The sequence below is a fragment of the Ureibacillus endophyticus genome, assembly GCF_003628435.1.
GTDB classification, from domain to species: Bacteria; Bacillota; Bacilli; order Bacillales_A; family Planococcaceae; genus Ureibacillus; species Ureibacillus endophyticus.
On sequence record NZ_RBZN01000028.1, the window covers coordinates 1 to 24,935 of the forward strand.

Here is a 24,935-nt window from a genome sequence, read left to right on the forward strand (position 1 = left end):
TTTTGTGTGTGGTAACCTCAACTAACACCAAAATCCAGGGGGTGGCAAGTTTTTTTGCGTAAAAGACTATAAAACCAACGATTATTAGCGATTTATATATATAAGTTTTGACAATACGAAACAATCATAGGAGGGGAAAACATGGATGATCGTCAATTTCGCCAAGCGATGGGCAATTTCGCTACGGGTGTCACAGTAATTACAACGGAAATTGATGGACAAGAACATGGCATGACGGCAAATGCCTTCATGTCCGTCTCCCTTGATCCGAAGCTTGTGGTGATTTCCATTGGAGAAAAAGCTCAAATGCTAGAGAAAATCAAAAAAAGTAAAAAGTTTGCAGTTAATATTTTAGCGGATACCCAACAAGAATATTCAATGTTATTTGCTGGTCAAATAAAAGAAGAGAGAAAAGTTAACTTTGAAACGCTTGCTGGACTTCCTGTTTTACCGGGTGCAATCGCACAAGTGGCTTGCGAAGTTGTAAACGAACATGTTGAAGGGGATCATACTTTGTTTATTGGTAAGGTGCTAGACATTAAGGTTGAAGAGAAAGATCCACTAATGTTCTTTAGAGGGAAATATCGCTCTTTATTACCTGAATTGAGTTTTATTAATAAATAAAAATTTATAAAATGGGGGAATTTATATGACATTAAACCAAGAACAAATTTTTGATGTTGCACAACTTGCACACGTGGAGCTTCTTTCTCCAAAACTAGAAGAATCCGTAGAGTTCTTTACTAGATTTTTAGGAATGGAAGTAACTGCTCGTTCTGAAAAATCTGTTTACCTTCGAGCGTATGAAGATTTCTATCATAATACGTTGATTATTACTGAATCGGACCAAGCAGGTGTTGGACATGTAGCATGGCGTGCAAGCTCTCCAGAAGCTTTAAATCGTAGAGTAGAAGAAATTGAAAAAACAGGATTAGGAATCGGTTGGATAGACGGGGATATCGGACACGGGAAAGCATACCGATTTACAGATCCAGATGGACACTTAATGGAAATTTTATGGGACGTTGAATATTATCATGTAAAACCAGAAGATCGTTCAAAACTATTAAACAGAGCATCGAAACGCCCTGACCGTGGTGTTCCGGTACGACGTTTAGATCATATTAATCTGATGACATCCAATCCTAAAGCTGACACAGAATTCATGATTAATACGTTAGGTTTCCGTTTGAGAGAGCAAATTCAAGATAATGGCCATGTGTTAGGCAGTTGGATTAGTGTATCGAACCTGGTACATGAAATTGCCTATATGCAAGAACCAAATGCAGTTAAAGGAAAACTGCACCATTTATGCTACTGGTATGGTATTCCACAAAATCTTTATGATGTGGCGGATTTACTTAAAGACCATGATGTGAAGATTGAAGTTCCACCGAATAAGCATGGAATTAGCCAAGCATTTTGTATGTATGTACATGAGCCAGGTGGAAACCGCATTGAATTATTCGGTGATGCAGGGTACATCATTACAGACCCAGCATGGAAACCAGTAATTTGGGAAATGAAAGATGTTCCAGGTAATGGTGATACATGGATTGGAACAGACTTCCCAGAATCTTGGTGGACACAAGGAACGCCACTAACATTAAAAGAGACTGTTAAAGAAGAAGTTTTATAAATCATGATAATAGATTACTAGAATAGTGGGGTGATGACTTGGCAAAAGTAAAAGTAGCAATACTAGGTTCTGGAAATATTGGGACAGACCTAATGTATAAAATATTAAAAAATGATGGGAATATGGAGTTAGCCCTAGTAGCAGGGATTGATCCAAAATCTGAGGGGCTTGCTAGAGCAAAGGAGAAGGGGATTGCGACAAGTCATTATGGAATTGATGAGATTCTAGAAGACTCAGAAATTAAGATTGTGTTCGATGCAACTAGCGCGAAAGCCCATCAAGTAAATGCACCTAAATTAAAAGAACATGGGAAATTTGCCGTAGACATGACGCCAGCAGCTGTTGGGCCCTTTGTGGTTCCAACAGTAAATCTAAATGAACATCTTGAAGAAATGAATGTGAATTTGATTTCTTGTGGTGGTCAGGCAACAACTCCCCTTGTATATGCGGTCAATCGTGTAGTACCTGTACATTATGCAGAAGTTATCGCAACAGCTGCAAGTGTATCAATTGGGCCAGGAACAAGACAAAATGTTGATGAATTTGTTCGCACAACGGCTAGTGCAGTACAAAAAATTGGTGGAGCAAAAATTGCTAGAGCCATTCCTGTATTTAATCCAGCACAGCCACCGATTAATATGACAAATTCTGTTTACGCTGTGATTAAAGAAGAATTTGATGAGCGCGCGGTAATTCAATCTGTTGAATCCATTGCAAAAGAGATTTCGAAGTATGTCCCTGGCTATCGATTAAAAGGATCACCGATTGTCGATTATCGTGACACTCCTTGGGGTCGTTTACCAACTGTTGTCATTATGAATGAGGTAGTAGGAGCAGGAGACTTTTTCCCTACTTATGCTGGAAACCTGGATATTATGACAGCATCAGCTTATCAAGTTGGCGATGTTTATGCAGCACATGTACTTAGTGTGAAGGAGGGTGCACGATGAAAATACCTAGATTGACAGATACAACATTACGAGATGGTGATCATGCGATTAGTCATAGTTATACACCAGAACAAGTAAGAACTATCGTAAAAGATTTAGATGAAGCTGGTGTACCTGTGATTGAAGTAAGTCATGGATCTGGTTTAAATGGTTCAACAATCCAACAAGGGTTTTCTAAACATCCGGAATTAGAATTAATTAAAGTGGCGGTGCAAACCGCCAAAAATGCTAAAATAGCTTCTTTATTTGTTCCAGGGATAGGTACGAGTGAAGAATTAAGAAAAGCAGCGGACTTAGGTATTTCAATAATACGAATTGCAGTTCATTGTACAGAAGCTGATGTGACAGAACAGTATTTCCGTTTAGCTAAAGAGTTAGGCCTTGAAGCGGTTGGATTCCTCATGATGTCACATACTCAACCGGCAAAAGTACTTGTAGAGCAAGCAAAATTAATGGAATCCTATGGTGCGGATTGTGTTTACGTTGTAGACTCTGCTGGGGCTCTAGTTCCAACGGGCGTTCGGGAAAGAGTATCTGCATTAAAAGAAGCATTGTCCATTGAAGTAGGATTCCATGCGCATAATAACCTTGGATTAGCAATTGGAAATACTTTGGCTGCCATTGAATGTGGAGCAGACCAAATTGACGGAACATTAAGAGGGCTAGGAGCGGGAGCAGGAAATGCACAAACTGAAGTCCTTGTTGCTGTCTTAAACAAGATGAATATAGATACGGGCATCAATCTAGCTATTTTAATGGATGCGGCAGAAGAAAAGGTAGCACCAATTATGAAATCTCCTATTGTTGTCGATCGTGACAATTTATCAAGTGGCTATGCTGGAGTTTATAATAGCTTCCTTTTACATGTTAAACATGCTGCAGAGAAGTTTGGTGTTGGTGTAGGTGAAATTATGGAAGAGCTAGGTAAAAGGCAAACCATCGCAGGACAGGAAGACTGGATTATCGATGTGGCTGTAGAACTAGCGAACAAAAAGGGAGTAAAAGTATAGTCCAAGGTAAGGGGGGACAGTTATGACGATTGTTCAAGAGGCCGCTACTCGATTAATAGAAGCCGAAGTAACAAAACAGGTAATCGAGCCATTAACCGTTTCCTATCCAGGAATAACAGTTGATGAAGCATATCATACACAATTAGAGATTATTCGCCGAAAAGTTGAAAATGGTGGCATTATTGTAGGGAAAAAAATAGGCGCAACAAGTAAAGCAATCCAAAATATGTTTGGTGTTAACCAGCCTGACTACGGGCATCTACTAGCAGATATGATGTTTATCGAAGGTGAGACTATTTCTCTAGAAAACTATATTCAACCAAAAGTTGAATTTGAGATAGCTTTTATTTTGAAAAAGGATTTAAAGGGACCAAATGTTTCGATAGTAGATGTGATCGATGCCACGGATTATATTGTCCCTGCCATTGAAGTCATAGATAGTAGAATTGAAGATTGGAAAATTAAATTTGAAGACACGGTAGCTGACAACGGATCTTCAGCAAGTGCAATTATCGGTGGGAAACCGACAAAACTAGAGGGAATCGATCTTACACGCATTGGCATGGTAGCATATCAAAATGGTGAAATGATTGATACTGGAGCTGGGGCAGCCGTATTAGGAAATCCATTGAGGTCTGTTGCTTGGTTAGCCAATTCATTAAGTAAATATGGTGTCTCTCTAAATGCAGGTGAAATTATACTTTCAGGTGCTTTAACCCGTGCGGTGGAAGTAAAGAAAAATGATACATTCACAGCGGAATTTGCCCATATCGGTTCAGTTACAGCTTCGTTTAAATGATAGTAAAGGAACTAGGTGATAACATGATAAAAACAAATATGATTGATCAAATTGCCTATGAACTACTACGAGCGGAAAAAAGGAAAAAGGCAGTTAGTAAGTTTGTAGACCAGTATCCTGAACTAGACGAAGCATTAGCTTATGAAGTACAGGAACGACTAATTGAAATGAAATGTAAAGAAGAAAATACAAAAAGAATTGGTAGAAAACTAGGATTAACGAGTAAAGCGAAACAAGAAATGATGGGTGTACATGAACCTTCTTATGGTGTGTTACTAGAAAGTATGCAACTGTTCGAAGGTGATAAAATATCAATTTCACCATTCATCCACCCCAAGTTGGAACCTGAAATTGCTTTTATTTTTGATAAAGAATTAAAAGGTCCTCATGTGACGGTGGCTGATGTACTGAATGCAACGAAATATATAGCACCTGCCATAGAACTGATAGATAGTAGATTCCATGGCTTCAGTTTTACGTTACAAGATGCGGTAGCAGATAACTCTTCTTCTTCTCGATTTATTATTGGTGAAAGATTTTATTCACCAAAAGAATTTGATTTGAAATTAATGGGCATGGTATTTAAGCAAAATGGAGAAGTGGTTGCAACAGGTGCGGGTGCAGCAGTTATGGGTCATCCAGCAAGAGCTATTGCCTGGTTAGCTAACCGATTATATAAAGTCGGGCAAAGTATACAACCTGGTGAAATTGTTTTAAGTGGTTCTTTATCTGCGGCCATTAAAATTGAACCAGGTGACCACTTCTCAGCAGAATTTGACGGTATTGGAACGGTGGAAGCTAGATTCATTGAATAAGTTGAATGGGGAGATAGTTATGCCATTTATTCAGATTAATATTCTTAAAGGTAGATCACCAGAAAAGAAAGAACGATTGATACGTGAAGTTACGGATGTCGTTTCGAATGTCTTAGAAGCTCCCGTTCAAAATGTTCGTATTATGATTAACGAATTAGAGCCAGAACATTGGGGAATTGCAGGAGAGTCAGTTAAGAAGAGAAATGAGGTTACAAAATGACAAATATACAAACGAAGGTAAGAGAAGTCGGTTTATATATAAACGGAGAATATACGAAAGCAATGGACGATGCTACTTTTGAGGTGAAAAATCCTGCGACACAAGAAGTAATTGCAAGAGTTAGTGAAGCGACGATTGAAGATGTGGATCGTGCTTGTCATGTAGCACGAAACGCTTTTGAAAATGGTCCATGGAGAACGATGACAGTTGCAGAGCGATGTGCAAAACTTCGCCGAATGGCTGAAATTATACTTGAACGGAAAGAGGAAATCGCGGGGTTAGATGCAATTGATGTAGGAAAACCGTTCCATTCTGCAGTGCAACACGAAGTACCTCGTGCAGCAAATAATATCAAATTTTTTGCCGATTTTATGGAGAATCAAGGCGGTGAAGTTTATCCAATGGAAGAAGAGTATATCAATTATACTCGATACGAACCAGTTGGAGTTGCGGCACTTATTACACCATGGAATGTTCCGTTTATGTTAACTACATGGAAACTTGGCCCATGCCTTGCAGCAGGTAACACAGCTATTATAAAACCAGCTGAAATGACTCCGCTTTCGGTATCACTTCTTGGAGAGATTGCGAAAGAAGCAGGGATTCCAGATGGTGTAGTAAATATCGTTCATGGTAAAGGGTCGGTTGTAGGTACTGCTTTAACAACGCATCCAGAAGTAGATCTAGTTTCATTTACTGGTTCAACGGCTACTGGAAAACGAATTATGAAAAACGGCGCGGATTCTTTGAAGAAATTCTCCTTTGAGTTGGGTGGAAAAGCGGCAAATATCATATTTGAAGATGCGAATCTGGATAAAGCGATTCCTGTTTCGATTCAAGCAGCGTTCATGAATTCAGGCCAAGTATGCCTTGCCGGATCAAGAATTTTAGTGCAACGTACCATTTTAGATGAGTTTATTAACCGATTTAAAAAAGCGGCGATGGAACTTAAAGTGGGAGATCCACAAGATGCGGAAACAAGAATGGGCCCTCTTGTTAGTGAAGAGCATTATAAAAAGGTAACAAGTTATTTAGAAATTGCTAAAGATGAGAATGCGACATTAATTTGTGGTGGAAAACGCCCAGAGTTACCTGAATATTTACAAAACGGCTATTATTTAGAGCCAACTGTATATATCCAAGAAAATCCTAAAACACGTTTATGCCAAGAAGAAATCTTCGGACCAGTCGTTACAATTATTCCATTTGATACAGAAGAAGAAGCGCTTCGTATCGCCAATGATACAGAATACGGATTAAATGGGGTTGTATGGACTGAAAATCTTCAACGTGCCCATCGAATTTCTCACGCTGTTAGAGCGGGGACAATTTGGGTGAATTGTTGGTTTGTTCGAGACCTTCGTGCGCCATTTGGAGGTTTTAAGAAAAGTGGGGTAGGACGTGAAGGTGGCCATCACAGTATGGAATTTTTCACGGAAGCAAAAAATATTTGTATAGCTTTAAAATAATTTTATTAAACACTCGTAACTATTTACGGGTGTTTTCGTGTTGGATATATAAATTTAAGAACCAGCTTAGTAGCTAAGCTGGTTCAGAAGATACATTATTGAACTGCTGTTTTTTTAGTGTTCTTTGGCCATAATACCCCGATCACTACACCAACCATAGCTGGTAAAATCCAGCCAAGACCAATATCGTAAAGTGGCAAATAATCCATGTAGAACACTTTTATATTTTCGAATACCGAGAAAGCAGCTCCTGGCAAGCTACCAACTAATGCACTATAACCATCCAATAAGCTTACACAGAACGTAAAGAACATTGTTGCTGCATAAACACTTTGCTTATGGCCAAATAAAGGTGAGCAAAGAGTTAATAAGATTAGCACAATAGCTAAAGGATAGAGAAGCATTAAAACTGGTACAGCATATTGAATAATATTCGTCAGTCCAAAGTTCGCAATGAAAAATGATACAAGACATAATATTAGAACAAACCATTTATAGCTTACTTTTGGAAGGACTTGATTAAAAAATTCACTACAAGACGTAATAAGTCCGATACTTGTTTTTAAACAAGCTAAGACGATAATAATGGCAAGTAAGATATTCCCAAATGATCCGAAATAGTGTTGAGACACGGCAGCGAAAATTAAACCACCATTATCGAATGAGCCGATTGCTGAAACACTAGATGCCCCCATGTAAGTAATGAGCCCGTAAATTAGCATCATTAATGCCATCGCGAAAATTCCTGATTTCCAAGTAGCTTTTGCAATCTCTTTTGTATTAGTAATACCTTGACTCTTGATGGCTTGAATAACAACAATACCGAATGCAAGGGAGGCAAGGGCATCCATTGTGTTATATCCTTCTTTAAAGCCTGTAATAAAGGCTAAATCGATATAATCACCAGTCGGATTTTCGAATTGTCCCATTGGTTTTACAATCGTAGTAATAATTAATATGAATAAAAACACTAAAAATGCAGGTGTTAAGTATTTACCAATATAGTCGATAATTTTTGCTGGATTCAAAGAGAAATAATAGACTATTGCAAAAAATATAAAGCTAAAGATTCCTAAATATAAGTTGCTTTGTGCTTGATTAATATAAGGTTCAAATCCAACTACGAAAGGTACCGTTGCTGTACGCGGTATCGCAAAGAATGGTCCAATCGTTAAGTAAAGTGCTACTGAAAAGACTAGTCCAAAGATTGGATGAACACGGCTTGCTAAATGACGTAATCCACTACTTCCGGATAACCCAAACGCTAAAATTCCGATGAATGGAAGTCCTATGGCCGTGATAAGGAATCCAATTAATGCTGGCCAAAAATTCGTGCCTGCAAGTTGTCCCATTTGGATTGGGAAGATTAAATTTCCTGCACCAAAGAACATTCCAAATAGCATCGTGCCAATAATGGCATAGGTAGAAAATGATATTTTTTGTTCCATATTTATGCTCCTTCTAAGATGAATGACATATATTTTAACATCTTTTTTATTAGCTAGCTATATATTTAAGAATACATACATAAGTGCTCGAAGCCCCTTCTAATAGCCTGTCCTTACATAAAACAAAGAAAGGTGGGTGATTTATTGAAGAAACGATTAATTGTGTTTTTGGTAATCTTGATGATTTTTGGTTGCGATTCGTCAACATTGAGTTTAAAGGAAATTAAAAACGTACCAAATAGTGTGCAAGAAATTGTGGATTCCAATCTCAAACTTCAATTAATCTCGGATGGAGGAAAAGGTTTTTATATTGTGTTTTATTCAAAAGGAGATATTGAGACGAATTTAGAAACAAAAGGGAAGGATTTAATCATAAAGATTGATGAAACAAATTTAGATGATACTGTTATTAAGCAAAAGACATTTTATTTAACAACAGATGCTAAACACGATTCAATCGATGTTCTTGTAAATGGCATATCAACACCTTTTGATAACATTACTGTTCAATAATTTAATGAACGTTTTTAGTTAAAGGAAGCTCACAAACTTTGAATAACGAGGTTTGTGAGCTTGATATCTTTATATATTTTCTATCTGTAAAAATTTGCATACATCCTTTACATATTGCTCTTTCGGATAGCTTTTATAAACACTACTAACTAAACGAATCGGATCACCAAAAAAGTAACGTTCATATTGTGTTTCCCTTGTTCCAAAAGAACTCATCGTTAAATCCCATGCTAAGCGAAAGACCTTTACTCTGTCTTCAGCTGATTTTGTTGCTCCTTGTAGGTATTGGTCTAAATCATGTCTTATCTCTGATAGAAAGGCATTTTCAGTAGGTAATGTAATGATGCCGCTAGCACTCATTATTTGAATGATTTCAGTGAATCGAGGATACAATTTCGGAAAAGTTAAACTAGCTACACTTAAAGCGGTAATATCAGGACGCATGATTCCATATTCATCAATCGAGGCGTCATTTTCTGCTTTTTCCAATAATGCTTTCATTGTCTCCAATCCACAAATGATTTCGGATACTTTCTCATGTATATGCTGATATTCTCCAATATTAATGGTTTCAATTAATACTTGTGCAATCCCTAAAATAAATTCAGTTTTGACTATTTGCCTTGTGATTACTTGGTGTATAGCAAGATTATGAAACGCACTTTGATTAATAAATTTTTCTGCTACTTCACCATTCTTGTAATAAAATACTCTGTCCCAAGGAACTAATACATTATCGAATACGACAATGGAATCCATTTCCTCATATCTTGAGCTTAATGGATGATCGAAGTGAGATGTTCCTCCGATAAAAGTATCCCTACAAATAAATTTAAGTCCCTTTGTATTGGATGGTATTGAGAACGCAAATACCTCATCTTCATTAAAAAATTTACCAATACTAATTACAAATACTTCATCCGTTAATCCGCCTTGGGTTGCAAGTAATCGAGCACCTTTAATGACAAGTCCATCATCCGTCACGTCAACAATTTTTGCTGCTATGGGTTCTTTACTATCTTCAAAATAGAATTGTGAACGATTCACTTGTGGACTAATAAATGTATGTGTGAAATTTAAGTCCTTTTCTCTTGCCATTTTATAAAATTGTACAAGATTTTCTGGAAAGCAATTTTCTTTTCCCTCTAAAAAGCTAGCGGAAGAGGCGAAAGCCATTATTGCAGTATTCAAATAATCAGGACTTCTCCCCATCATCCCATAGGTTTTCTTTGCCCATTGCTCAAACATTTTTCGTCTTCTTTTTAAATCATCTATACTTCTTGGTTGCATGTAGGATAGCCCAATTGGATCACCTGATTCAGGTGAAATAAAAGTCATTGCCTCAATATAATGGGGATCTAGCTGTAAATCATATAATGCAGCTTTTTCTTGAATGAGGCCTTTAAAGACAGGGTGTTCAGAAAGTAATCCTTCAACTTTTTTTCCATCTAACCAGATTTCGTTTTTTAACTGATTTAATCGATTAATGTACTCTTTTCCATTAATAGCCCCCACATTGTCACTCCTAATTAATGATTTAATGTAACACACTTAGGTATAAAAGGATTGTTTACGTATAGCTCATTTTCGTAGTTAGAACATGCACATTGATATTTAGGGTGAAAATCTTGCATTTCTATATATCATGTTATTAAAAGCAAAATCAATTGGTGATATTGTACTGGTTGGTTGAATTAGAAAATTTTTTTGTTGCATTTACAACAAAATGAAGTTAAATTTATTTTATAGAAATTTTTGTTGTATTTGCAACAATCGTAAAAAGGAGATTGACCATGAAGGAAATTCTTCGAGAAATAGGAATGATTGCAAGGGCACTAGATTCAATAAGTAATATTGAATTTAAAGAATATGACTTAACAAAAGGACAATATTTATACCTTGTTCGAATCTGTGAAAACCCTGGTATTATTCAAGAAAAATTAGCAGAGATGATCAAAGTAGATCGAACAACAGCTGCCCGCGCAATTAAAAAACTTGAATTAAACGGTTTCATCGAAAAAAAGGATGATCCCCATAACAAAAAAATAAAAAAACTCTTTCCAACCGAAAAAGGACAGCAAATTTATCCTTTTATAAAAAGAGAAAATGATTATTCCAATCAAGTAGCCTTACAGGGATTATCTGAAGATGAAGTAGAAACCATTTTTAATCTCCTTCAAAGAGTTAGAAAAAATGTGGAGAAAGATTGGGAACACGTTAAAAAGGGAAATAAGCGAAACTATTAATGTAAGAAGGAGCGACTTGCAACAATGACTGCTTATATCAAAAAATGTACCCTTGAAGATTTACAAACACTTCAAGAAATTAGTATCGATACGTTTAACAGTGCCTTTAAGGATCAAAATTCACCTGAAAATATGAATGCCTATTTAGACAAGGCGTTTAATTTAAAGCAATTAGAAACGGAATTATCTACTACATCTTCGCAATTTTATTTTGTTTATGTGAATGATGATGTTGCTGGATATTTGAAGGTTAATACAAATGAAGCAGAAGTAGGGCAGGATTGTATTGAAATTGAGAGAATATATTTAAAAACGAATTATCAAAAACATGGGCTTGGTAAACTTCTATTAAATAAAGCAGTTGAAATTGCACTTCAACTTAATCGGAAGAAAATTTGGCTAGGCGTATGGGAAAAAAATGATAATGCCATTGCTTTCTATAAGAAAATGGGCTTTGTCCAAACTGGATCACATTCATTTTATTTAGGTGATGAAGAACAGCTCGATTATATTATGACAAAAACGCTGAGTTAGGAGTGAGATGTATGTTTATCCCCAAACTATATAAAGTAACAGATGTTGATGAAATTTGGGACTTTGTTCAAAATAATTCTTTCGCTACGATTGTGACAACCGTGCAAGAAAAACCAATTGCTACGCATTTACCTTTGACGTTAATTAAAGAAGGCGAAAATTACTTTGTTAAGGGTCATTTGGCTTATGGTAATCCTCAATGGAAAACGATTGAAGCATGTGAGAATGTACTTGTGATGTTCCAAGGACCACATTCGTATATCTCATCTTCGTGGTATTCTCATGAAAATGCTCCAACCTGGAATTATCAGTCGGTACATATGTATGGGAAAGGGAGTCTTTTAGAAAAAGAAGAGTTAATAGAAGATTTAACGAGGTTGTTAGAAAAGTATGAACAACATCGTGAAAATCCAATTTTATGGGATAAACTTTCTCCACAATTTTTAGAAAGCCAATTAAAGGGAATTGTAGGTATTAAAATAAAAATAGAAGACATACAGGCTGCATATAAACTTAGTCAAAATCGAAATGAAGCAGATTATCTCAGCATTATTGAAAACTTGCAAAAAGAAGAAGATCCAAATTCAAAGCAAATGGCAGATGTGATGAAAAAGAGATTAGAAATATTTGAATAATATTTATTGAGAGATCATCTTTTGATGGTCTTTTTTTCTTACTAATTGCATGACAGATTATTTGTTCTTCCCCTTTCTTCATTTGAATATAAATTAAGAAGACCATAAATAGATAGGAGGAAGAAGAGTTGCAATACTATTATGGAGATATGATGCCGTTACGTGTACTTGATGAAGCTGAATTTTGGAAACATCAAGAAGAGGAGCACACAGTTGTCATTCGTGAGCTTGTAGGAAATCTTGAACAAAAGTATGTACAGGCATTAAAAGATTGGGAAAAGGAATTTGCCAAAACACATCAACGCGTAGTTCGATATATTGAAACAGTCAACCGTTCAAATGGCTATATTTCTCAATCGTTATACAATGATATCATGCAGCTTATCAGATATTGTTTAAGACAGAGTGAACAATTTATTAACTTTCTCCACACCATGATGGAAGAAAGTGTTCCTATTCGTACGAATCCAACTGCAAAAGTAGTATTAAACCATATTATTGTGGAATCTGAGTATTTTATCGGGGTTGCACAAACAATTTTATATCAACGGTAAAGCAAGTTCTTAAATAATATGCCAATATCTTTCGCAAATAATTCACTACATAAAGGTTATTCTATAAACGACACCAATACGAATATGGAGGAAGAGCACATGGTAAAAGACTCGTACGCACCAAAGAAAAAAACAAATGATGCAAAACCAAAAATTCCACCGGAGCAACGAAGAGGAAAAGCTTCATCCACTTCACGCCATCAAAATAATAATAAGTAAACAAACGACCTTCAACAGTAAGTATGTTGAAGGTCTATTTTTAATTAAATACGGTTGTCTGTAAGTGCATCGTAAATCTCACCAGTATATGGATCTACTCCATACCAACCGTACGTTGCAGTATGTTCACCTACAAATCTAAATACATGGATAATATAATGTTGTTCATCATTTTTATGATCATATTCGAAAATCATGTCAGAATCATTCGTGAAACCTGTATATTTTTGTACCAATTTTACAGCATCTGTTGTTGTAAGTTTGATATTTTTTACTGATGATAATTCTGTAACAGTTTTTCCTTTTTTGTCCGTTGCTTTTATTATCCCAATACCTTTTACAAAATAATATCTTTCACCTGTTGTGTATTTAAGGATTACAACATTATCAAAGGTTCCTGCTTTCACTTTGACTTGTTTAGAAGTACTTTCAACAAGTACTTTATTATATTTTTCTTTCATTGAATCATAATCAAAATACGTATCTTTAATATATTGGCCTTGTTTCATCGGGTATGTGAGATTGAAAAAGCCCCAATCTGTTCCAGATACACCCATAGATAGCTTTGACTGTTTTTCAGAATAACAAAGGTCAGAACCGTTACTTGAAATATTTATTAAGTATGTACAGTAGGTGTCTTTGCTAACGATAAATTCTTCTTTATTCGTGGATAGAAACGATGGTGAATAAGTAAGCTTCATTCCAGCCTTTGGTATTAATCCTCCACTAATGGTTGGGGTAGGTTTTTTACTTGATAATGCACTTGTATAAACATAGCCTTTTGTCTTATTTGTTTCTACATAAGACCAACCTTTTGATGATGATAGTACAGTGATAGCTGAGTAATTTTTAATTGTGCCCAGTTTCTTAGCATTTTGAGATGGTTTTTCTCGCAAAATAATATCGTCTTTTGCATTAACATACATTGTCTTTCCTGCTGCTTCTATATGTACTTCATCCAAAAATATAGATGGAGTAATGAAAATAAAAGCAAAAAGAAGCATTGCAGTAATTAGTTTCTTCATTATTTATTCCTCCTTATCATTATAGGAATATAATATCATTTAATACATAAATTTCCTAACTATTTTGAAGGATTTTAGTAGAAGGGTGGACTGGGCATAAACTTCTTTCCAAAGCTCATAATAACTAGGAATTAAGGGAGGGAGTTTTTGATGGAGCTACCAGCACGCGTAGGGGGGAAGAAAGACAATAACAAAGATAGTAAGTTAAAATGGTGGCAACTTTCTCTAATCGGTGTAGGTTGCACCATTGGGACAGGCTACTTTCTTGGTTCTGGTATTGGAATTTCTAAAACAGGTCCTTCTATTGTTATTTCTTTTATCCTTGCTGGAATTACTGCAATGATTGTTTCAGAAGCATTGGGGAAAATGTTTGTACAAGATCCTCAAAAGGGATCCTTCCGTTCATATACAAAAAAAGCTTTTGGACGCTGGGCAGGTTTTAGTAGTGGCTGGGTATATTGGTTTTCTGAAATGCTCATTTCCGGGAGTCAATTAACCGCACTTTCTATCCTTACCCGATTTTGGTTTCCAAATGTACCCCTTTGGATTTTAGCATCTATCTATGCAACATTAGGAATAATTGTCGTTTTAATTGGTACAAAAGGATTTGAACGTGTAGAGAACTTATTTGCGGTCATAAAAGTAGCCGCAATTTTAATGTTCATTATACTTGCCATATTAGTATTATTTGGCTTTTTTGGTGGTAGTAAAAATGATTTTAATGTTCCTACTTCAACGGATGAGATTTTTGCACATGGCATTATGGGTTTATGGTCATCACTCATTTTCGGATTTTATGCTTTTGGCGGAATAGAAGTGATGGGAATATTGTCAGTAAGACTTCAAGAGAAGAAAGAGGTTGTTAAATCAACAACCGTCATGCTTATATTGTTAACGTCTATCTATTTAATTTCCATTTTTTTAGCATCAGGTTTTGTATCCCATAACAAATTTAATGCTGAAGAAAGTCCTTTTGCCATTGCTTTAGCAGATTATAATCTTGCATTTTTCCCTCATGTTTTTAATGCAGGTATTATTATTGCAGGATTTTCTACAATGGCTGCCTCTTTATTTGCAGTTACTAGCATGCTTGTCACAATGGCAGAAGATGGCGATGCACCGAAACTTTTTGCGAAAAAAGGTAAACTTAAAGTACCTCCATTTGCTCTTTCCTTAACTATATCCGTTTTAGTCATTTCCATTATTATCGCTCGATTAGTACCTGATCGAGTATATGAGTATATTACAACCGCTGCTGGACTAATGCTTATTTATAATTGGTTGTTTATTTTACTTTCATTCCCAAAACTTATGAAAGTAACAAAAATTGATCATATAAAGCGATATCTTGCAATGGTTTTTATACTTCTTGCAATTTTTGGTACCTTGCTAGATAAGAATAATCGTATGGGGCTGTTGGTAAGTGTCATTTTCATTGCGATCATTCTTATTGTCATTTTTTGTATCAAAAAAAGAGGGAAAGGAAAGAACGAATATCCTAAAGGTCTTTAGAAAAAGAGTAACTTAACTGCTTGTGCACCAAAATAAACGCCAAAACCAACTAATGATAATCCTGATAATATCGAAATAATGATTAGAATTTTAGAAGTTAGTATTTTTTTGAAACTGCTTGCTGTAAAAGCCATCGTAATATCCCATATAAACAAACCAACGAAAATAGCAGCACTATATAAAATAACATGATCAATATCATAAGTTGATACAGTTTTGGCTAAAACAGATCCAAAGATGCCAAGCCAAAATAACATAGATAATGGATTTGAAAGAGATAATAAAAAACCATAACCAAATGATTTTTTTAACGAATTGTCTTTTGTATTTTTCATTTGTACCTTATTTCCAGCATTTATCATACTTTCAACACCAGTATAAATAAGTACAAAACAACCAAATGACCATAATAAAGTTTGCATATATTCAGTTTCTAAAAAATGAAATACACCTAAATATACAATTAGCATAAAAAAGGCATCAGCTAACATCGCTCCTAAGCCTACTAGCCATGCATGCCAAAAGCCTCCGTAAATACCTTTTGTTAATTGGGCGGCATTAACGGGGCCAATTGGAGCTGCAAGAGAAATCCCTAGAAATACGTAACCAAAAAAAGCGCTCATTTAATAACTCCTTTAGTAAGTAAAAATGGTTTGTACATCCTATTCATGACTTTAAAGTAATAGGACAAATTATTAAGTAAAATCGCTTAAAGGAGTTATTGAAATGGCAGTTTATGTTTATCAAACATTTGAAATAAAACAAGAAAAATTTAAAGATGCGATAGAAAACTTACAAGAACTGAAAAAATATCGTAATGATAATTACGATCATACTGTTGAAGTTTTACTTCCTATCACTGGACATGATTACACATATGCACTTCTTGCGACATATGAAGGAATGGCTGAAATGGAAATTCAAAATAGAAAGATGTATGACGATGATGAGTATTTAAAGTTAGTCGGCGATTTTTTCTTGGAGCATGTTGTTCAAGGGACTATGTATACTCAAATGTATCGAGGTATCAATAAGCAAATAGCAAATAAGCATGATAAATAAACAAGGTAAAGCGCTCATGAATCTTATTGTGGGCGCTATATTCTATCATGAAAAGTTGGTGTAAAGAATGATTCTAAGATTTGGTTATGTTTCGACAGCCCTTGCATTATGGGAAGCTTCTCCTTCAAGAACGCTCACTTTTACGAATTGGAATAAACAAGAAGAAGAAGAAAGAAGCAATAAGCTTTTATATCTTACCGAGCAAAATTTAAAAAATACATTACGTGTCCTTCATTACAATATTGCACATGGTATTGAACTTTACAGAATGTCCTCATCCCTCGTCCCCCTTGCCACCCATCCGGATGTAAAGTGGGATTATATTACCCCTTTTAAAGAGTTGTTTAAAGAAATCGGGTCATTGGTTCAAAAACATAATTTACGTGTGAGCTTTCATCCAAACCAATTTACTTTGTTTACTAGTCCCCAAAAACATATTACAGCAAATGCGATAATAGACATGACCTATCATTATAATATGTTAGAGGCTATGGGATTACATAAGGATGCGAATATAAACATTCACGTAGGTGGGATGTACGGTAATAAATTGGAAGCGATGACGAGGTTTCATAAGAATTTTGTCAAACTAGACAAAGAAATCCGAATGCAAACGACCTTAGAAAATGATGATAAAACCTATACCGCAGCGGAAACGTTGCAAATTTGTGAGCAACAAAATGTCCCAATGGTTTTTGATTATCATCATTATTGGGTAAATCGACAAGATGAGAATTTTGAGGAATTACTAGAACGAATTTTTGCAACATGGGAAAGAACGGGGAAGGTACCAAAATTTCATCTTTCCTCACCGAAGTCAGAGAAATTAATACGAGCCCATGCGGATTACGTGGATATCGATTTTGCTTTACCATTTATTCAGGCATTAAAAGCGTTTGGTAAATCTGCTGATATTATGATTGAAGCAAAATTAAAGGATCAAGCAGCTTTGAGACTTGTAGAACAGCTTGGCAAATTGCGCGGATTTAAAAGGATTAATGGTGGTGCCATAGAAATTTAAATTTTCAATGTATAGAAAATGAAAGACAACCTATACTATAAATGATTTCACTTCAATCTCTATGATTAGGAGGGTTAACCCGATGACTGGGATTCATTAACCATCAAAACTGAATAAGCTATAGCAAGTTTTCTTCATGAAATCTTTGCGAAAAGCGAGGCAGTGTGTCATGGAGAATTTAATGTAAGTTGAAATCAAGCCCGGAATTTAATTTCCGGGTTTTAATTTTGTAAAAAAATCGCGACCTACTCATTGTAAGCCGCGAATCAAATTCTTATAAATAATCTTTGCGTAACTCCTCAGCAGTGCGCGGAGAAATATAGCTTGGTGCTACATCAAATACAGATTTTGCTCCGTATTGATTTTCTTTATTTAATCTGTAAGCGGCGCGGGCATAAGCAACTAATACACTCGCGGTAAATTCTGGGTTGCTGTCTAATTTTAATGAGAATTCATAAATTTGTTTATTGCCATTACCTGTGTTACCACCACGAATTACAAATCCACCGTGGGGAGCTTTTGAATGATCGCGTTGTAATTCTTCTTCTGTGATGAAGTTTACTTCAGTATTGTAGTCCGCGAAATAGTTAGGCATTGTTTTAATTTCATTTTCAATACTTGCAAGATCTGCTCCTTCTTCAGCCACAACGTAACATACTCGACTATGTTTTTCTGCAGTTGAAAGTTCTGGATTTAAGCCGCTACGAACTTTATCCATTGCATCTTCTGAAGGAATTGTGTATTGAACACCATGTTTTACACCTTCTACGCGGCGAATAGCATCTGAGTGACCTTGACTTAAACCTTTACCCCAGAATGTATAGTTTTCACCCACTGGTAAAATTGCGTCAGCTAATACACGGTTAATTGAAAATAGACCTGGATCCCAACCTACAGAAATAATGGATGTTTTCTTACTTGATACAGCTGCTCTATTCACTAATTCGAAAAATTCTGGAATTTTAGCATGTGTATCGAAGCTATCTACTGTGTTAAACATTTCTGCAAAAATAGGGGCTTGCTCAGGTAAATCTGTTGCAGAACCACCACAAAGAATCATAACATCAATTTCATTTTGATAATTTGGTGCATCACCAATATGTAAAGTCTTTACACCGTCAATTTGAAGGGATTGAGGATCACGTCTAGTGAAAACAGCAACTAATTCGATATCAGGTGAAACTTTTATAGCTTCAATTGCCCCTTTTCCAAGATTACCGTAACCTACAATTCCTATTTTAATTTTTGCCATTTCTCCTGCTCCTTTAAAAAAATGATTTCTGATATATTACATGGTAATGTTAAGTAATTCTAGTTGAAAATTCTATCATTTCAATGATTTCCTTCATTATAAGACCCTTAGAAGTATTTGTGAACAGTTGATTTCTAATCTCTAAGTGTTATAGATTGTCTAGAATAATTCTTTTACATAATCATGTCACTTACAAAAAACTTGAAAATTCCGGCTTATTTGCTCCTAGACGAAAAAAAGTCTGCTAAATTTTTTTAAAAATTTTCTTTTTATTTTTTGTCACCTTTTCCGTTTTATCTCCGTCTAATGGTTGATTTGAATTTAACTGACAAATTAGGAGGATTTTTAATTTGAAGAAGTTTAGTAAATTGTTAGTTGTAACTGCAATTACTGGAAGTATTTTGTTTACAAGCAGCATCGCTTCTGCTGCGTCTTTTAAGGATTTAAAAGAAGATTATTGGGCACAGCATGAGATTGAATATTTAGTTGACCAGCAAATCATTAAAGGATATCCAGATGGCACTTTCTTACCTGGCAAAACGATTACAAAGGCACAAGCAGCAGTGATGTTAGTAAGAGCGCTAAATTTAAATACAAAAAACATTAAGGTGACATTTAAAGATGTACCAAAAACTCATTCTTCATATAAAGAAATTGCGGCCGTTGTGGAAGCTGGAATTTTCCCACCAAGTAAAGAATTTAAACCAAATGAGCCTATGACGAGAGAATTAATGGCAGAGGTTCTTGTGAATGCATTTAAATTAGAAGGTGCAGGAACAAAGGAATTTAAAGATGTTCCTAAGACGTCTAAGAGTTACAAAGCGATTTCGATTTTAGCTGAAAATGATATTACAACTGGATCTGCAGATGGTACTTTTAAACCAAAAGCAAAGGTTACAAGAGATCAATTTTCTGTATTCATGGCTCGTGCATTGAACCCTGACTTTTTACCAAACCAATACAATATTCCAATGAATGTAAATCCAGTTATTAAACTGTTTGATTATGTATCGAAAAATCCACTAGGTATACCAAGTTTACTAGACTTAAAAGGTAACATAGACCTTTCAAATTTAAGTAAGGCCATTAAGGAAATTGAATTAGTTGAACTTAAAGAAGTTGCAAGATTAAACGGCGTTACCGAGTTTTCTGTAACATTAAACGCATCACTAAATGATGTAGAGCAAGATTTCCTTAAAGAAGGGGAAAATAAGCTGTATTTCTTAGTTTCTAAAAAAGGATACATGGATTTCAAAATTACTTCAATTGGGAAGACGCCACATTTAAAAGAAGATGATTCGATTGTTACTTCGAAAGAGGCAGTAGAACTTGTCTCAGGTGCAAATAAAGCTTACTGGTATGTCGTTTCTGGTGGTGAAGGTCCTAGAAATCTAGAAAACTTCATGGTTGGTGATTTAGAGTACCGCTATATGGGTGAAACGCTTGATTCTGAAGAAAAACTATTAAACTACTTAGGAAAATGGTATTCTCCAGAACAAACTGCAAAATTATTTAAAGACCTTGGTTTCATTACTCATAATGGTAAACTAGCTCAACCAAATGCAGACGGTGGAAGTCTTCTTAACTGGGAAAAGGCTACAGCTAAAATAGTGAAAAGCACTACAACTTCAAAAGTATTTGAGGTAAAAGTTCCAATTGCTGATTTTGATGAATATGAAATAAACAAAGTTGAACTACACTTTGTTACAGGGGAAGGTTGGCGAGTTCATAACGTGGCTCAATAATAAAATAAGTGCTTCTATTAAACGTAGAAGCACTTATACATATTCGAAAAGGGAAGGATTAATATGAGAAAAGATAAAGATGGATTGTCCTCTTTAGAAAAAGGGGAGGGGGGATCTTCAAGGTTAAAGAACAAAAGGAATTGGCGATGGTTTCATTCGATTACACTCCTAGGGATAATCATCGTAAGTGTTGGTATATGTAGTTTTTCTTCCCCTACAATGGCCAATATGATAACAAAAATACCAGGGCTAAGTTTTATGTACACAGGAACTTATGAGGATGTTCAGAGGAATCACTTTGTCCCATCTACATTAAATTTAGGAACGATTGCTTATGGTGAAGATGGTCCATTTAATAAAGAATTGCAGGACTTAAAAATTTTTGAAGGATATACGGCAGAACTAAATCAATTTGTCGGTTTTCCTGTTCCTCAACTAGGATCAACTGTAAATAATATTAGAGTAAATAAGTATGGTGAAAAGGAATTTTTAATAAAAGCCTTTGCACCGTTTGAGAATGGTGCGGCATTTTTATCAATTGTAACAAACCCAGTGAATTCACCAACTATTATAGGGACAAAAAAAGAATCTATTAAAATTAACAATATCCTTGCAGATGTATATAGCTATCAAAGCTCAAACAATATAAATGAAGAAACCTATATTATTTGGCAACGAAACAAAATGCTATTTGTTTTAGCCTCCAGTGGTATTTCATTTGAGCAACTAAAGAATTTAGCGATAAGTATCGACAATCAAATTATTAATTTTAGTTATTAACGGCTACCAACTGTTAATCATATAAAAAAGGGGCGTTTCAAAGTTTTTTGAAACGTCCCTTAGATTTTAGAACGATTTGTAAGAATTACTCCACTAATGACTGCTAATCCACCAATTACTTGAGCAATTTGAAGTTGTTCCCCTAAAAAGATAGTAGCAAATATTGTTGCAAACACTGGGATGAAATTTAAGAAAATACTTGCGCGGTTAGCTCCAATCTTCACTACACCGGTATTCCAACTTAAAAAAGCAATAATAGAAGCAAAAATTCCAACATAAAAAATAGCACCAATTGTTTTTGGAGACCAAATAATAGGATTCTCTAATGTTAGTAATTCATAAATAGTGAAAGGTAAAAGAATCATTGCCCCCACAGCAATTGTCACTAAAAATGTGGAGAATCCAGGTAATTGATTAGAATATTGTTTTACAAGTAACGAGTAAATGCTCCAGCAAAGCACAGCTACTAGTATAATTAAATCGCCTTTATTGAACGTGAAACTCACAATATTAGAAAGTTTACCACCTGATAAAATAAATAGTACGCCGACAATGGAGAGTATCGTTCCAATCATTTGATGTTTCGTAACGCGGATTTTTAAAACAATAAAAGATAATATGTAAATAAAAATAGGGGTTAACGAGTTCATTAATGAAGCATTAATTGAAGTAGTTGAATATACCCCTATATAAACAAGCGTATTAAATGCTGCTACCCCTGTTAAAGAAAGAATGACAACAATCTTCCAGTTTGCCCTAATTTTTGGCCAGTCAATTTTAAGGTTCTTATATACAATAGGTAAGAAAATAACAAAGGCTACGCACCATCTGAGAAAAGCGAGGGTAAATGGCGGAATTTCTCCAGTAACGGCCCGTCCAATAACAAAATTTCCTCCCCAAAGTAATGTTGCTAAAATTAATAGTATATGTGGTGGGAATTTCATGAATAAACTCCTTTATAATTTTGCGTGTAGAAAACGCGCTTATTTTTCCATAATGTATCCATTATAGCTATATAGCAATTGCTAGTTCAACACACTATTCAGATTTTGGAAGCTAAATATGATACAATCTTTATAGATATTGGAGGGAATAACCTATGAAAATTCGTCCAAAACGATTACAACCAGGGGATACAGTTGGTGTTCTTGCACCATGCAGTCCACTTGCAATGGAAACACTCCCTGAAAAGATTGATTTTTTAGAAGAACTCGGACTCAAAGTTAAAATTGGAAAAACGGTTGGTCTGACGGGAAAATATTTATCAGGAACAGATGATGAACGAATAGAAGATTTACATGAGATGATTGAAGATAAGGAAATTAAAGCAATCTTCTGCCTTAGAGGTGGTTATGGTGCAGCTCGAATCGCAGACAAAATAGATTATCAGCTGCTAAATGAAAATCCTAAAATTTTCTGGGGATTTTCGGACGTAACGTATTTCCATAATGCCTTTCAGGAGTACTCAGATATTGTAACTTTCCATGGACCGATGCTTTCATCAGTTGTACAGAAAAAACTATCGGATTTCTCGAAAAGAATGTTTCAGCAACTATTTACACCATTTGAAATTCAGTATGATGAAAAAATTTCTTCTCTTCATACCATCGTGCCTGGAGTAGTACGTGGTGAACTGACAGGTGGAAATCTTCATCGATTAATGAGCACAATGGGAACAAAATTTGAATTTGATGCAAGAGGTAAAATCCTGTTGTTTGAAGATATCGGTGAACCATTACAAAAAATAGATGGTATGTTAAATCAACTACGTCTTGCGCGGAAGTTAGATCAGGCTGCAGGCTTTGTCATCGGAGATTTTGCAGAGTTAGAAAAAGGCGCTTGTATTGAAGATGTATGGGCAATTTTTGAAGAATATTTAAAACCACTTGGAAAACCTGCAGTAGCAGGCTATAAAATTGGCCATTGCGAACCGAATATTGCAGTACCATTAGGAGTAGATGCAATCTTAGATGCAGATACAAAACTGTTACGTATCTTACCTGGGGTTGAATGAGTAAAAAAGAAGCCGCTTCTATTTAAGAGGCGGCTTCTTTACATAACGTCTGTTGGATCAAGATTACTATTTAAAAAGTTATATTGTGTACCTTTACTATAGTTGGTTATTAGTCATCGGTAACAAAGTAACAGGTAAATGGTAATCGGTTGACGAATTAAAATTGCACGACAGGCAAAAAACAGACGTTATGCCTCGGTTTGGAGTCTCACCGCCCCGAGGATTCTTTCAATTAGAAGTAATTCGAATCATCAAATTCGATTTCAACTTGATAATTTTTTGCGTTAATCAAGTTGGACAATCTATGAGCCTCTTTTTCTAGTTCATTTGCTCGGGCACGATATTCAGCAGGGTCATACATTGCCACTTGATAGAAGATGACACTTTCTCCTGTACTATGATAAAGTCTTTCTTTTTCAGATCTTCCTAACTCCTTCGCAAGACTAGCCTCAGCACGTAATTGTGAGGCTAATTCAATCGCTTCTACAATTGGAAGTTCTTCACCTTTGAAATTTACTGTATTATCAATATTTGCACGATAAATAAGCTTGTCTAAGAGTCTAGCATCTTTACGGACTTGTGCAAGTTCTTTTTCCACTTCAGCAAGGGATCTTCCGGATGGATTTGGTTTTTCTCCCTTTTCAACAACTGCGTGAGCAACTAAATGAATTTCACTAATTAATTCTTGTATCTTTTTTGATAGAATGCTTTTTAATTTAATCCCTTCAGCTAGTGGAATCTTTTTCATTTTGCCACATCCCCTTATATTGAAATAACAGTTTTATTTTTCGATAAAATGGTTGTAGTATAATCACCACCACTAATTTGTGTAAACATTTTACCAGCAGTAGATAATAGTTGTTCACACTCGTTTTCATCAAGTGATGGTCGTAAATAAAAGATTTGAATGGCTTCTGTTGTAGATTCTGTAACAGCAGTGCGTAAAGAATCAACAAAAGGACTACCGAAAGCACCTTCTGCATCTTTACTATATAGAATATTTTTTAATGTATTGTATCGGCCATTTAAACCTTCGTAGCCTGTTTCTTCGTCACCTAAAGCGATTTCGATGGCCCCTTGTAATTTGGCTACATCATAGATACCAATAGGAATTTCGTATTGGAGGGAGAAGAAATTATTCAAATCAACAGCTGAGTGGAAAGGTGTTAGATAATTTTGTTTTCCTATTCGACGCATCAAACTTTCTGCGGAATGACGGTAGCGATTTGGATCTGCTCCAAAAGCTTTCCATACTTTACGCCATTCATTAATGCCAGGGCGTTCTGTTACAGGAGTTTCTTGAAGTTCTAAATAAAGGTTTTCTTGATAAAGTTGTGTTCGTCCTTTTATCATTTGAGGAGATTCTGATACGACTATTTTGGTATAATGGATAATGCCGATTTTTAATTGGTCATTTATTTCTAGAAGTGAATCATTTAATGAAATATTCATTGAAAATCACCTACTATTCAA

27 protein-coding genes are annotated in these 24,935 nt (G+C 35.3%); 19 read left to right on the forward strand and 8 right to left on the reverse strand.

All coding sequences use genetic code 11. The features are described 5' to 3' along the window. Positions 1-141 precede the first annotated feature (141 nt). From D8M03_RS11390 to D8M03_RS11425, 8 genes are read left to right on the forward strand one after another with little or no spacing between them, the layout of a single operon-like run. A complete protein-coding gene (locus D8M03_RS11390; RefSeq protein ID WP_121214905.1) occupies positions 142-624 on the forward strand; it encodes a flavin reductase family protein in 483 nt (160 codons plus the stop codon). Positions 625-649: 25 nt separating this feature from the next. Next, positions 650-1,639 (forward strand): catechol 2,3-dioxygenase, encoded by a 990-nt coding sequence (locus D8M03_RS11395; RefSeq protein WP_121214906.1) that lies wholly within the window; start codon positions 650-652, stop codon positions 1,637-1,639. 38 nt (positions 1,640-1,677) lie between these two features. Further along, the gene (locus tag D8M03_RS11400; protein WP_121214907.1) at positions 1,678-2,589 is read left to right on the forward strand and encodes an acetaldehyde dehydrogenase (acetylating); all 912 of its coding nucleotides are present in this window, start codon (positions 1,678-1,680) and stop codon (positions 2,587-2,589) included. Then, positions 2,586-3,599 carry a 4-hydroxy-2-oxovalerate aldolase gene (gene dmpG, locus D8M03_RS11405; RefSeq protein ID WP_121214908.1) on the forward strand — a complete coding sequence of 338 codons (1,014 nt, stop codon included), beginning with the start codon at positions 2,586-2,588 and terminating at the stop codon, positions 3,597-3,599. The genes D8M03_RS11400 and dmpG overlap by 4 nt, the downstream gene beginning before the upstream one ends. Positions 3,600-3,621: 22 nt before the next feature. Then, positions 3,622-4,398 (forward strand): 2-keto-4-pentenoate hydratase, encoded by a 777-nt coding sequence (locus tag D8M03_RS11410; protein WP_121214909.1) that lies wholly within the window; start codon positions 3,622-3,624, stop codon positions 4,396-4,398. Between the two features lie 23 nt (positions 4,399-4,421). Further along, complete coding sequence (locus tag D8M03_RS11415) at positions 4,422-5,213, forward strand: 2-keto-4-pentenoate hydratase (RefSeq protein WP_121214910.1); 792 nt, start codon at positions 4,422-4,424, stop codon at positions 5,211-5,213. Positions 5,214-5,232: 19 nt separating this feature from the next. Further along, positions 5,233-5,433 carry a 2-hydroxymuconate tautomerase gene (locus D8M03_RS11420; RefSeq protein WP_121214952.1) on the forward strand — a complete coding sequence of 67 codons (201 nt, stop codon included), beginning with the start codon at positions 5,233-5,235 and terminating at the stop codon, positions 5,431-5,433. Next, on the forward strand, positions 5,430-6,902 hold the full coding sequence (locus tag D8M03_RS11425; RefSeq protein ID WP_121214911.1) for an aldehyde dehydrogenase: 1,473 nt from the start codon (positions 5,430-5,432) through the stop codon (positions 6,900-6,902). Before D8M03_RS11420 ends, D8M03_RS11425 begins: the two co-directional genes overlap by 4 nt. Before the next feature lie 95 nt (positions 6,903-6,997). Here the strand turns inward: D8M03_RS11425 and brnQ are convergent, their stop codons facing one another. Continuing rightward, entirely contained in the window at positions 6,998-8,350 is a 1,353-nt protein-coding gene (gene brnQ / locus D8M03_RS11430; RefSeq protein WP_121214912.1) for a branched-chain amino acid transport system II carrier protein, read from the reverse strand. Between the two features lie 144 nt (positions 8,351-8,494). Between brnQ and D8M03_RS11435 the strand changes: the two genes are divergently transcribed. Beyond that, a complete protein-coding gene (locus D8M03_RS11435) occupies positions 8,495-8,863 on the forward strand; it encodes a peptidylprolyl isomerase (RefSeq protein ID WP_121214913.1) in 369 nt (122 codons plus the stop codon). A 69-nt stretch (positions 8,864-8,932) separates the two neighbouring features. On the opposite strand, the gene hpaB is transcribed toward D8M03_RS11435, so the two are convergent. Beyond that, the gene (gene hpaB, locus D8M03_RS11440) at positions 8,933-10,378 is read right to left on the reverse strand and encodes a 4-hydroxyphenylacetate 3-monooxygenase, oxygenase component (RefSeq protein ID WP_121214914.1); all 1,446 of its coding nucleotides are present in this window, start codon (positions 10,376-10,378) and stop codon (positions 8,933-8,935) included. Between the two features lie 278 nt (positions 10,379-10,656). Between hpaB and D8M03_RS11445 the strand changes: the two genes are divergently transcribed. The 4 genes from D8M03_RS11445 to D8M03_RS11460 all read left to right on the forward strand — a co-directional run bounded on the left by D8M03_RS11445 (position 10,657) and on the right by D8M03_RS11460 (position 12,832). Continuing rightward, on the forward strand, positions 10,657-11,109 hold the full coding sequence (locus D8M03_RS11445; RefSeq protein WP_121214915.1) for a MarR family winged helix-turn-helix transcriptional regulator: 453 nt from the start codon (positions 10,657-10,659) through the stop codon (positions 11,107-11,109). A gap of 24 nt (positions 11,110-11,133) precedes the next feature. Then, the gene (gene paiA / locus D8M03_RS11450; RefSeq protein ID WP_121214916.1) at positions 11,134-11,643 is read left to right on the forward strand and encodes a spermidine/spermine N(1)-acetyltransferase; all 510 of its coding nucleotides are present in this window, start codon (positions 11,134-11,136) and stop codon (positions 11,641-11,643) included. 11 nt (positions 11,644-11,654) lie between these two features. Further along, positions 11,655-12,278: an FMN-binding negative transcriptional regulator gene (locus tag D8M03_RS11455; RefSeq protein WP_121214917.1), complete on the forward strand. Its 624-nt coding sequence runs from the start codon at positions 11,655-11,657 to the stop codon at positions 12,276-12,278. A 128-nt stretch (positions 12,279-12,406) separates the two neighbouring features. Next, positions 12,407-12,832, forward strand: a complete 426-nt coding sequence (locus D8M03_RS11460) for a DUF2935 domain-containing protein (protein WP_121214918.1) — start codon at positions 12,407-12,409, stop codon at positions 12,830-12,832. Between the two features lie 263 nt (positions 12,833-13,095). On the opposite strand, the gene D8M03_RS11465 is transcribed toward D8M03_RS11460, so the two are convergent. Further along, positions 13,096-14,076: an SH3 domain-containing protein gene (locus tag D8M03_RS11465; RefSeq protein ID WP_121214919.1), complete on the reverse strand. Its 981-nt coding sequence runs from the start codon at positions 14,074-14,076 to the stop codon at positions 13,096-13,098. 150 nt (positions 14,077-14,226) lie between these two features. Between D8M03_RS11465 and D8M03_RS11470 the strand changes: the two genes are divergently transcribed. Next, the gene (locus tag D8M03_RS11470) at positions 14,227-15,588 is read left to right on the forward strand and encodes an amino acid permease (RefSeq protein WP_121214920.1); all 1,362 of its coding nucleotides are present in this window, start codon (positions 14,227-14,229) and stop codon (positions 15,586-15,588) included. Here the strand turns inward: D8M03_RS11470 and D8M03_RS11475 are convergent. Then, positions 15,585-16,211 (reverse strand): LysE family transporter, encoded by a 627-nt coding sequence (locus D8M03_RS11475; RefSeq protein WP_121214921.1) that lies wholly within the window; start codon positions 16,209-16,211, stop codon positions 15,585-15,587. The two genes, D8M03_RS11470 and D8M03_RS11475, sit on opposite strands and share 4 nt — an antisense overlap. Before the next feature lie 103 nt (positions 16,212-16,314). Here D8M03_RS11475 and D8M03_RS11480 point away from each other — a divergent pair, with 103 nt between their 5' ends. Together D8M03_RS11480 and uvsE are read left to right on the forward strand one after the other, a co-directional pair. Continuing rightward, a complete protein-coding gene (locus D8M03_RS11480) occupies positions 16,315-16,650 on the forward strand; it encodes a hypothetical protein (RefSeq protein WP_121214922.1) in 336 nt (111 codons plus the stop codon). Positions 16,651-16,717: 67 nt separating this feature from the next. Beyond that, a complete protein-coding gene (gene uvsE / locus D8M03_RS11485) occupies positions 16,718-17,671 on the forward strand; it encodes a UV DNA damage repair endonuclease UvsE (RefSeq protein WP_121214923.1) in 954 nt (317 codons plus the stop codon). Positions 17,672-17,945: 274 nt separating this feature from the next. Here uvsE and D8M03_RS11490 read toward each other — a convergent pair whose 3' ends face one another. Further along, positions 17,946-18,923 carry a diaminopimelate dehydrogenase gene (locus D8M03_RS11490; RefSeq protein WP_121214924.1) on the reverse strand — a complete coding sequence of 326 codons (978 nt, stop codon included), beginning with the start codon at positions 18,921-18,923 and terminating at the stop codon, positions 17,946-17,948. 350 nt (positions 18,924-19,273) lie between these two features. Between D8M03_RS11490 and D8M03_RS11495 the strand changes: the two genes are divergently transcribed. Together D8M03_RS11495 and D8M03_RS11500 are read left to right on the forward strand one after the other, a co-directional pair. Beyond that, positions 19,274-20,668, forward strand: coding sequence for an S-layer homology domain-containing protein (locus D8M03_RS11495; protein WP_121214925.1), 1,395 nt, complete (start codon positions 19,274-19,276; stop codon positions 20,666-20,668). 63 nt (positions 20,669-20,731) lie between these two features. Further along, complete coding sequence (locus tag D8M03_RS11500; protein ID WP_121214926.1) at positions 20,732-21,448, forward strand: hypothetical protein; 717 nt, start codon at positions 20,732-20,734, stop codon at positions 21,446-21,448. A gap of 59 nt (positions 21,449-21,507) precedes the next feature. Here D8M03_RS11500 and D8M03_RS11505 read toward each other — a convergent pair whose 3' ends face one another. Further along, the gene (locus D8M03_RS11505; RefSeq protein WP_121214927.1) at positions 21,508-22,392 is read right to left on the reverse strand and encodes a DMT family transporter; all 885 of its coding nucleotides are present in this window, start codon (positions 22,390-22,392) and stop codon (positions 21,508-21,510) included. 155 nt (positions 22,393-22,547) lie between these two features. Here D8M03_RS11505 and D8M03_RS11510 point away from each other — a divergent pair, with 155 nt between their 5' ends. Further along, positions 22,548-23,462 carry a S66 peptidase family protein gene (locus D8M03_RS11510; protein WP_121214928.1) on the forward strand — a complete coding sequence of 305 codons (915 nt, stop codon included), beginning with the start codon at positions 22,548-22,550 and terminating at the stop codon, positions 23,460-23,462. 232 nt (positions 23,463-23,694) lie between these two features. On the opposite strand, the gene D8M03_RS11515 is transcribed toward D8M03_RS11510, so the two are convergent. Together D8M03_RS11515 and D8M03_RS11520 are read right to left on the reverse strand one after the other, a co-directional pair. Beyond that, the gene (locus D8M03_RS11515; protein ID WP_121214929.1) at positions 23,695-24,210 is read right to left on the reverse strand and encodes a DIP1984 family protein; all 516 of its coding nucleotides are present in this window, start codon (positions 24,208-24,210) and stop codon (positions 23,695-23,697) included. Positions 24,211-24,224: 14 nt separating this feature from the next. Further along, entirely contained in the window at positions 24,225-24,914 is a 690-nt protein-coding gene (locus D8M03_RS11520) for a B3/B4 domain-containing protein (protein ID WP_121214930.1), read from the reverse strand. Positions 24,915-24,935: the final 21 nt, after the last annotated feature.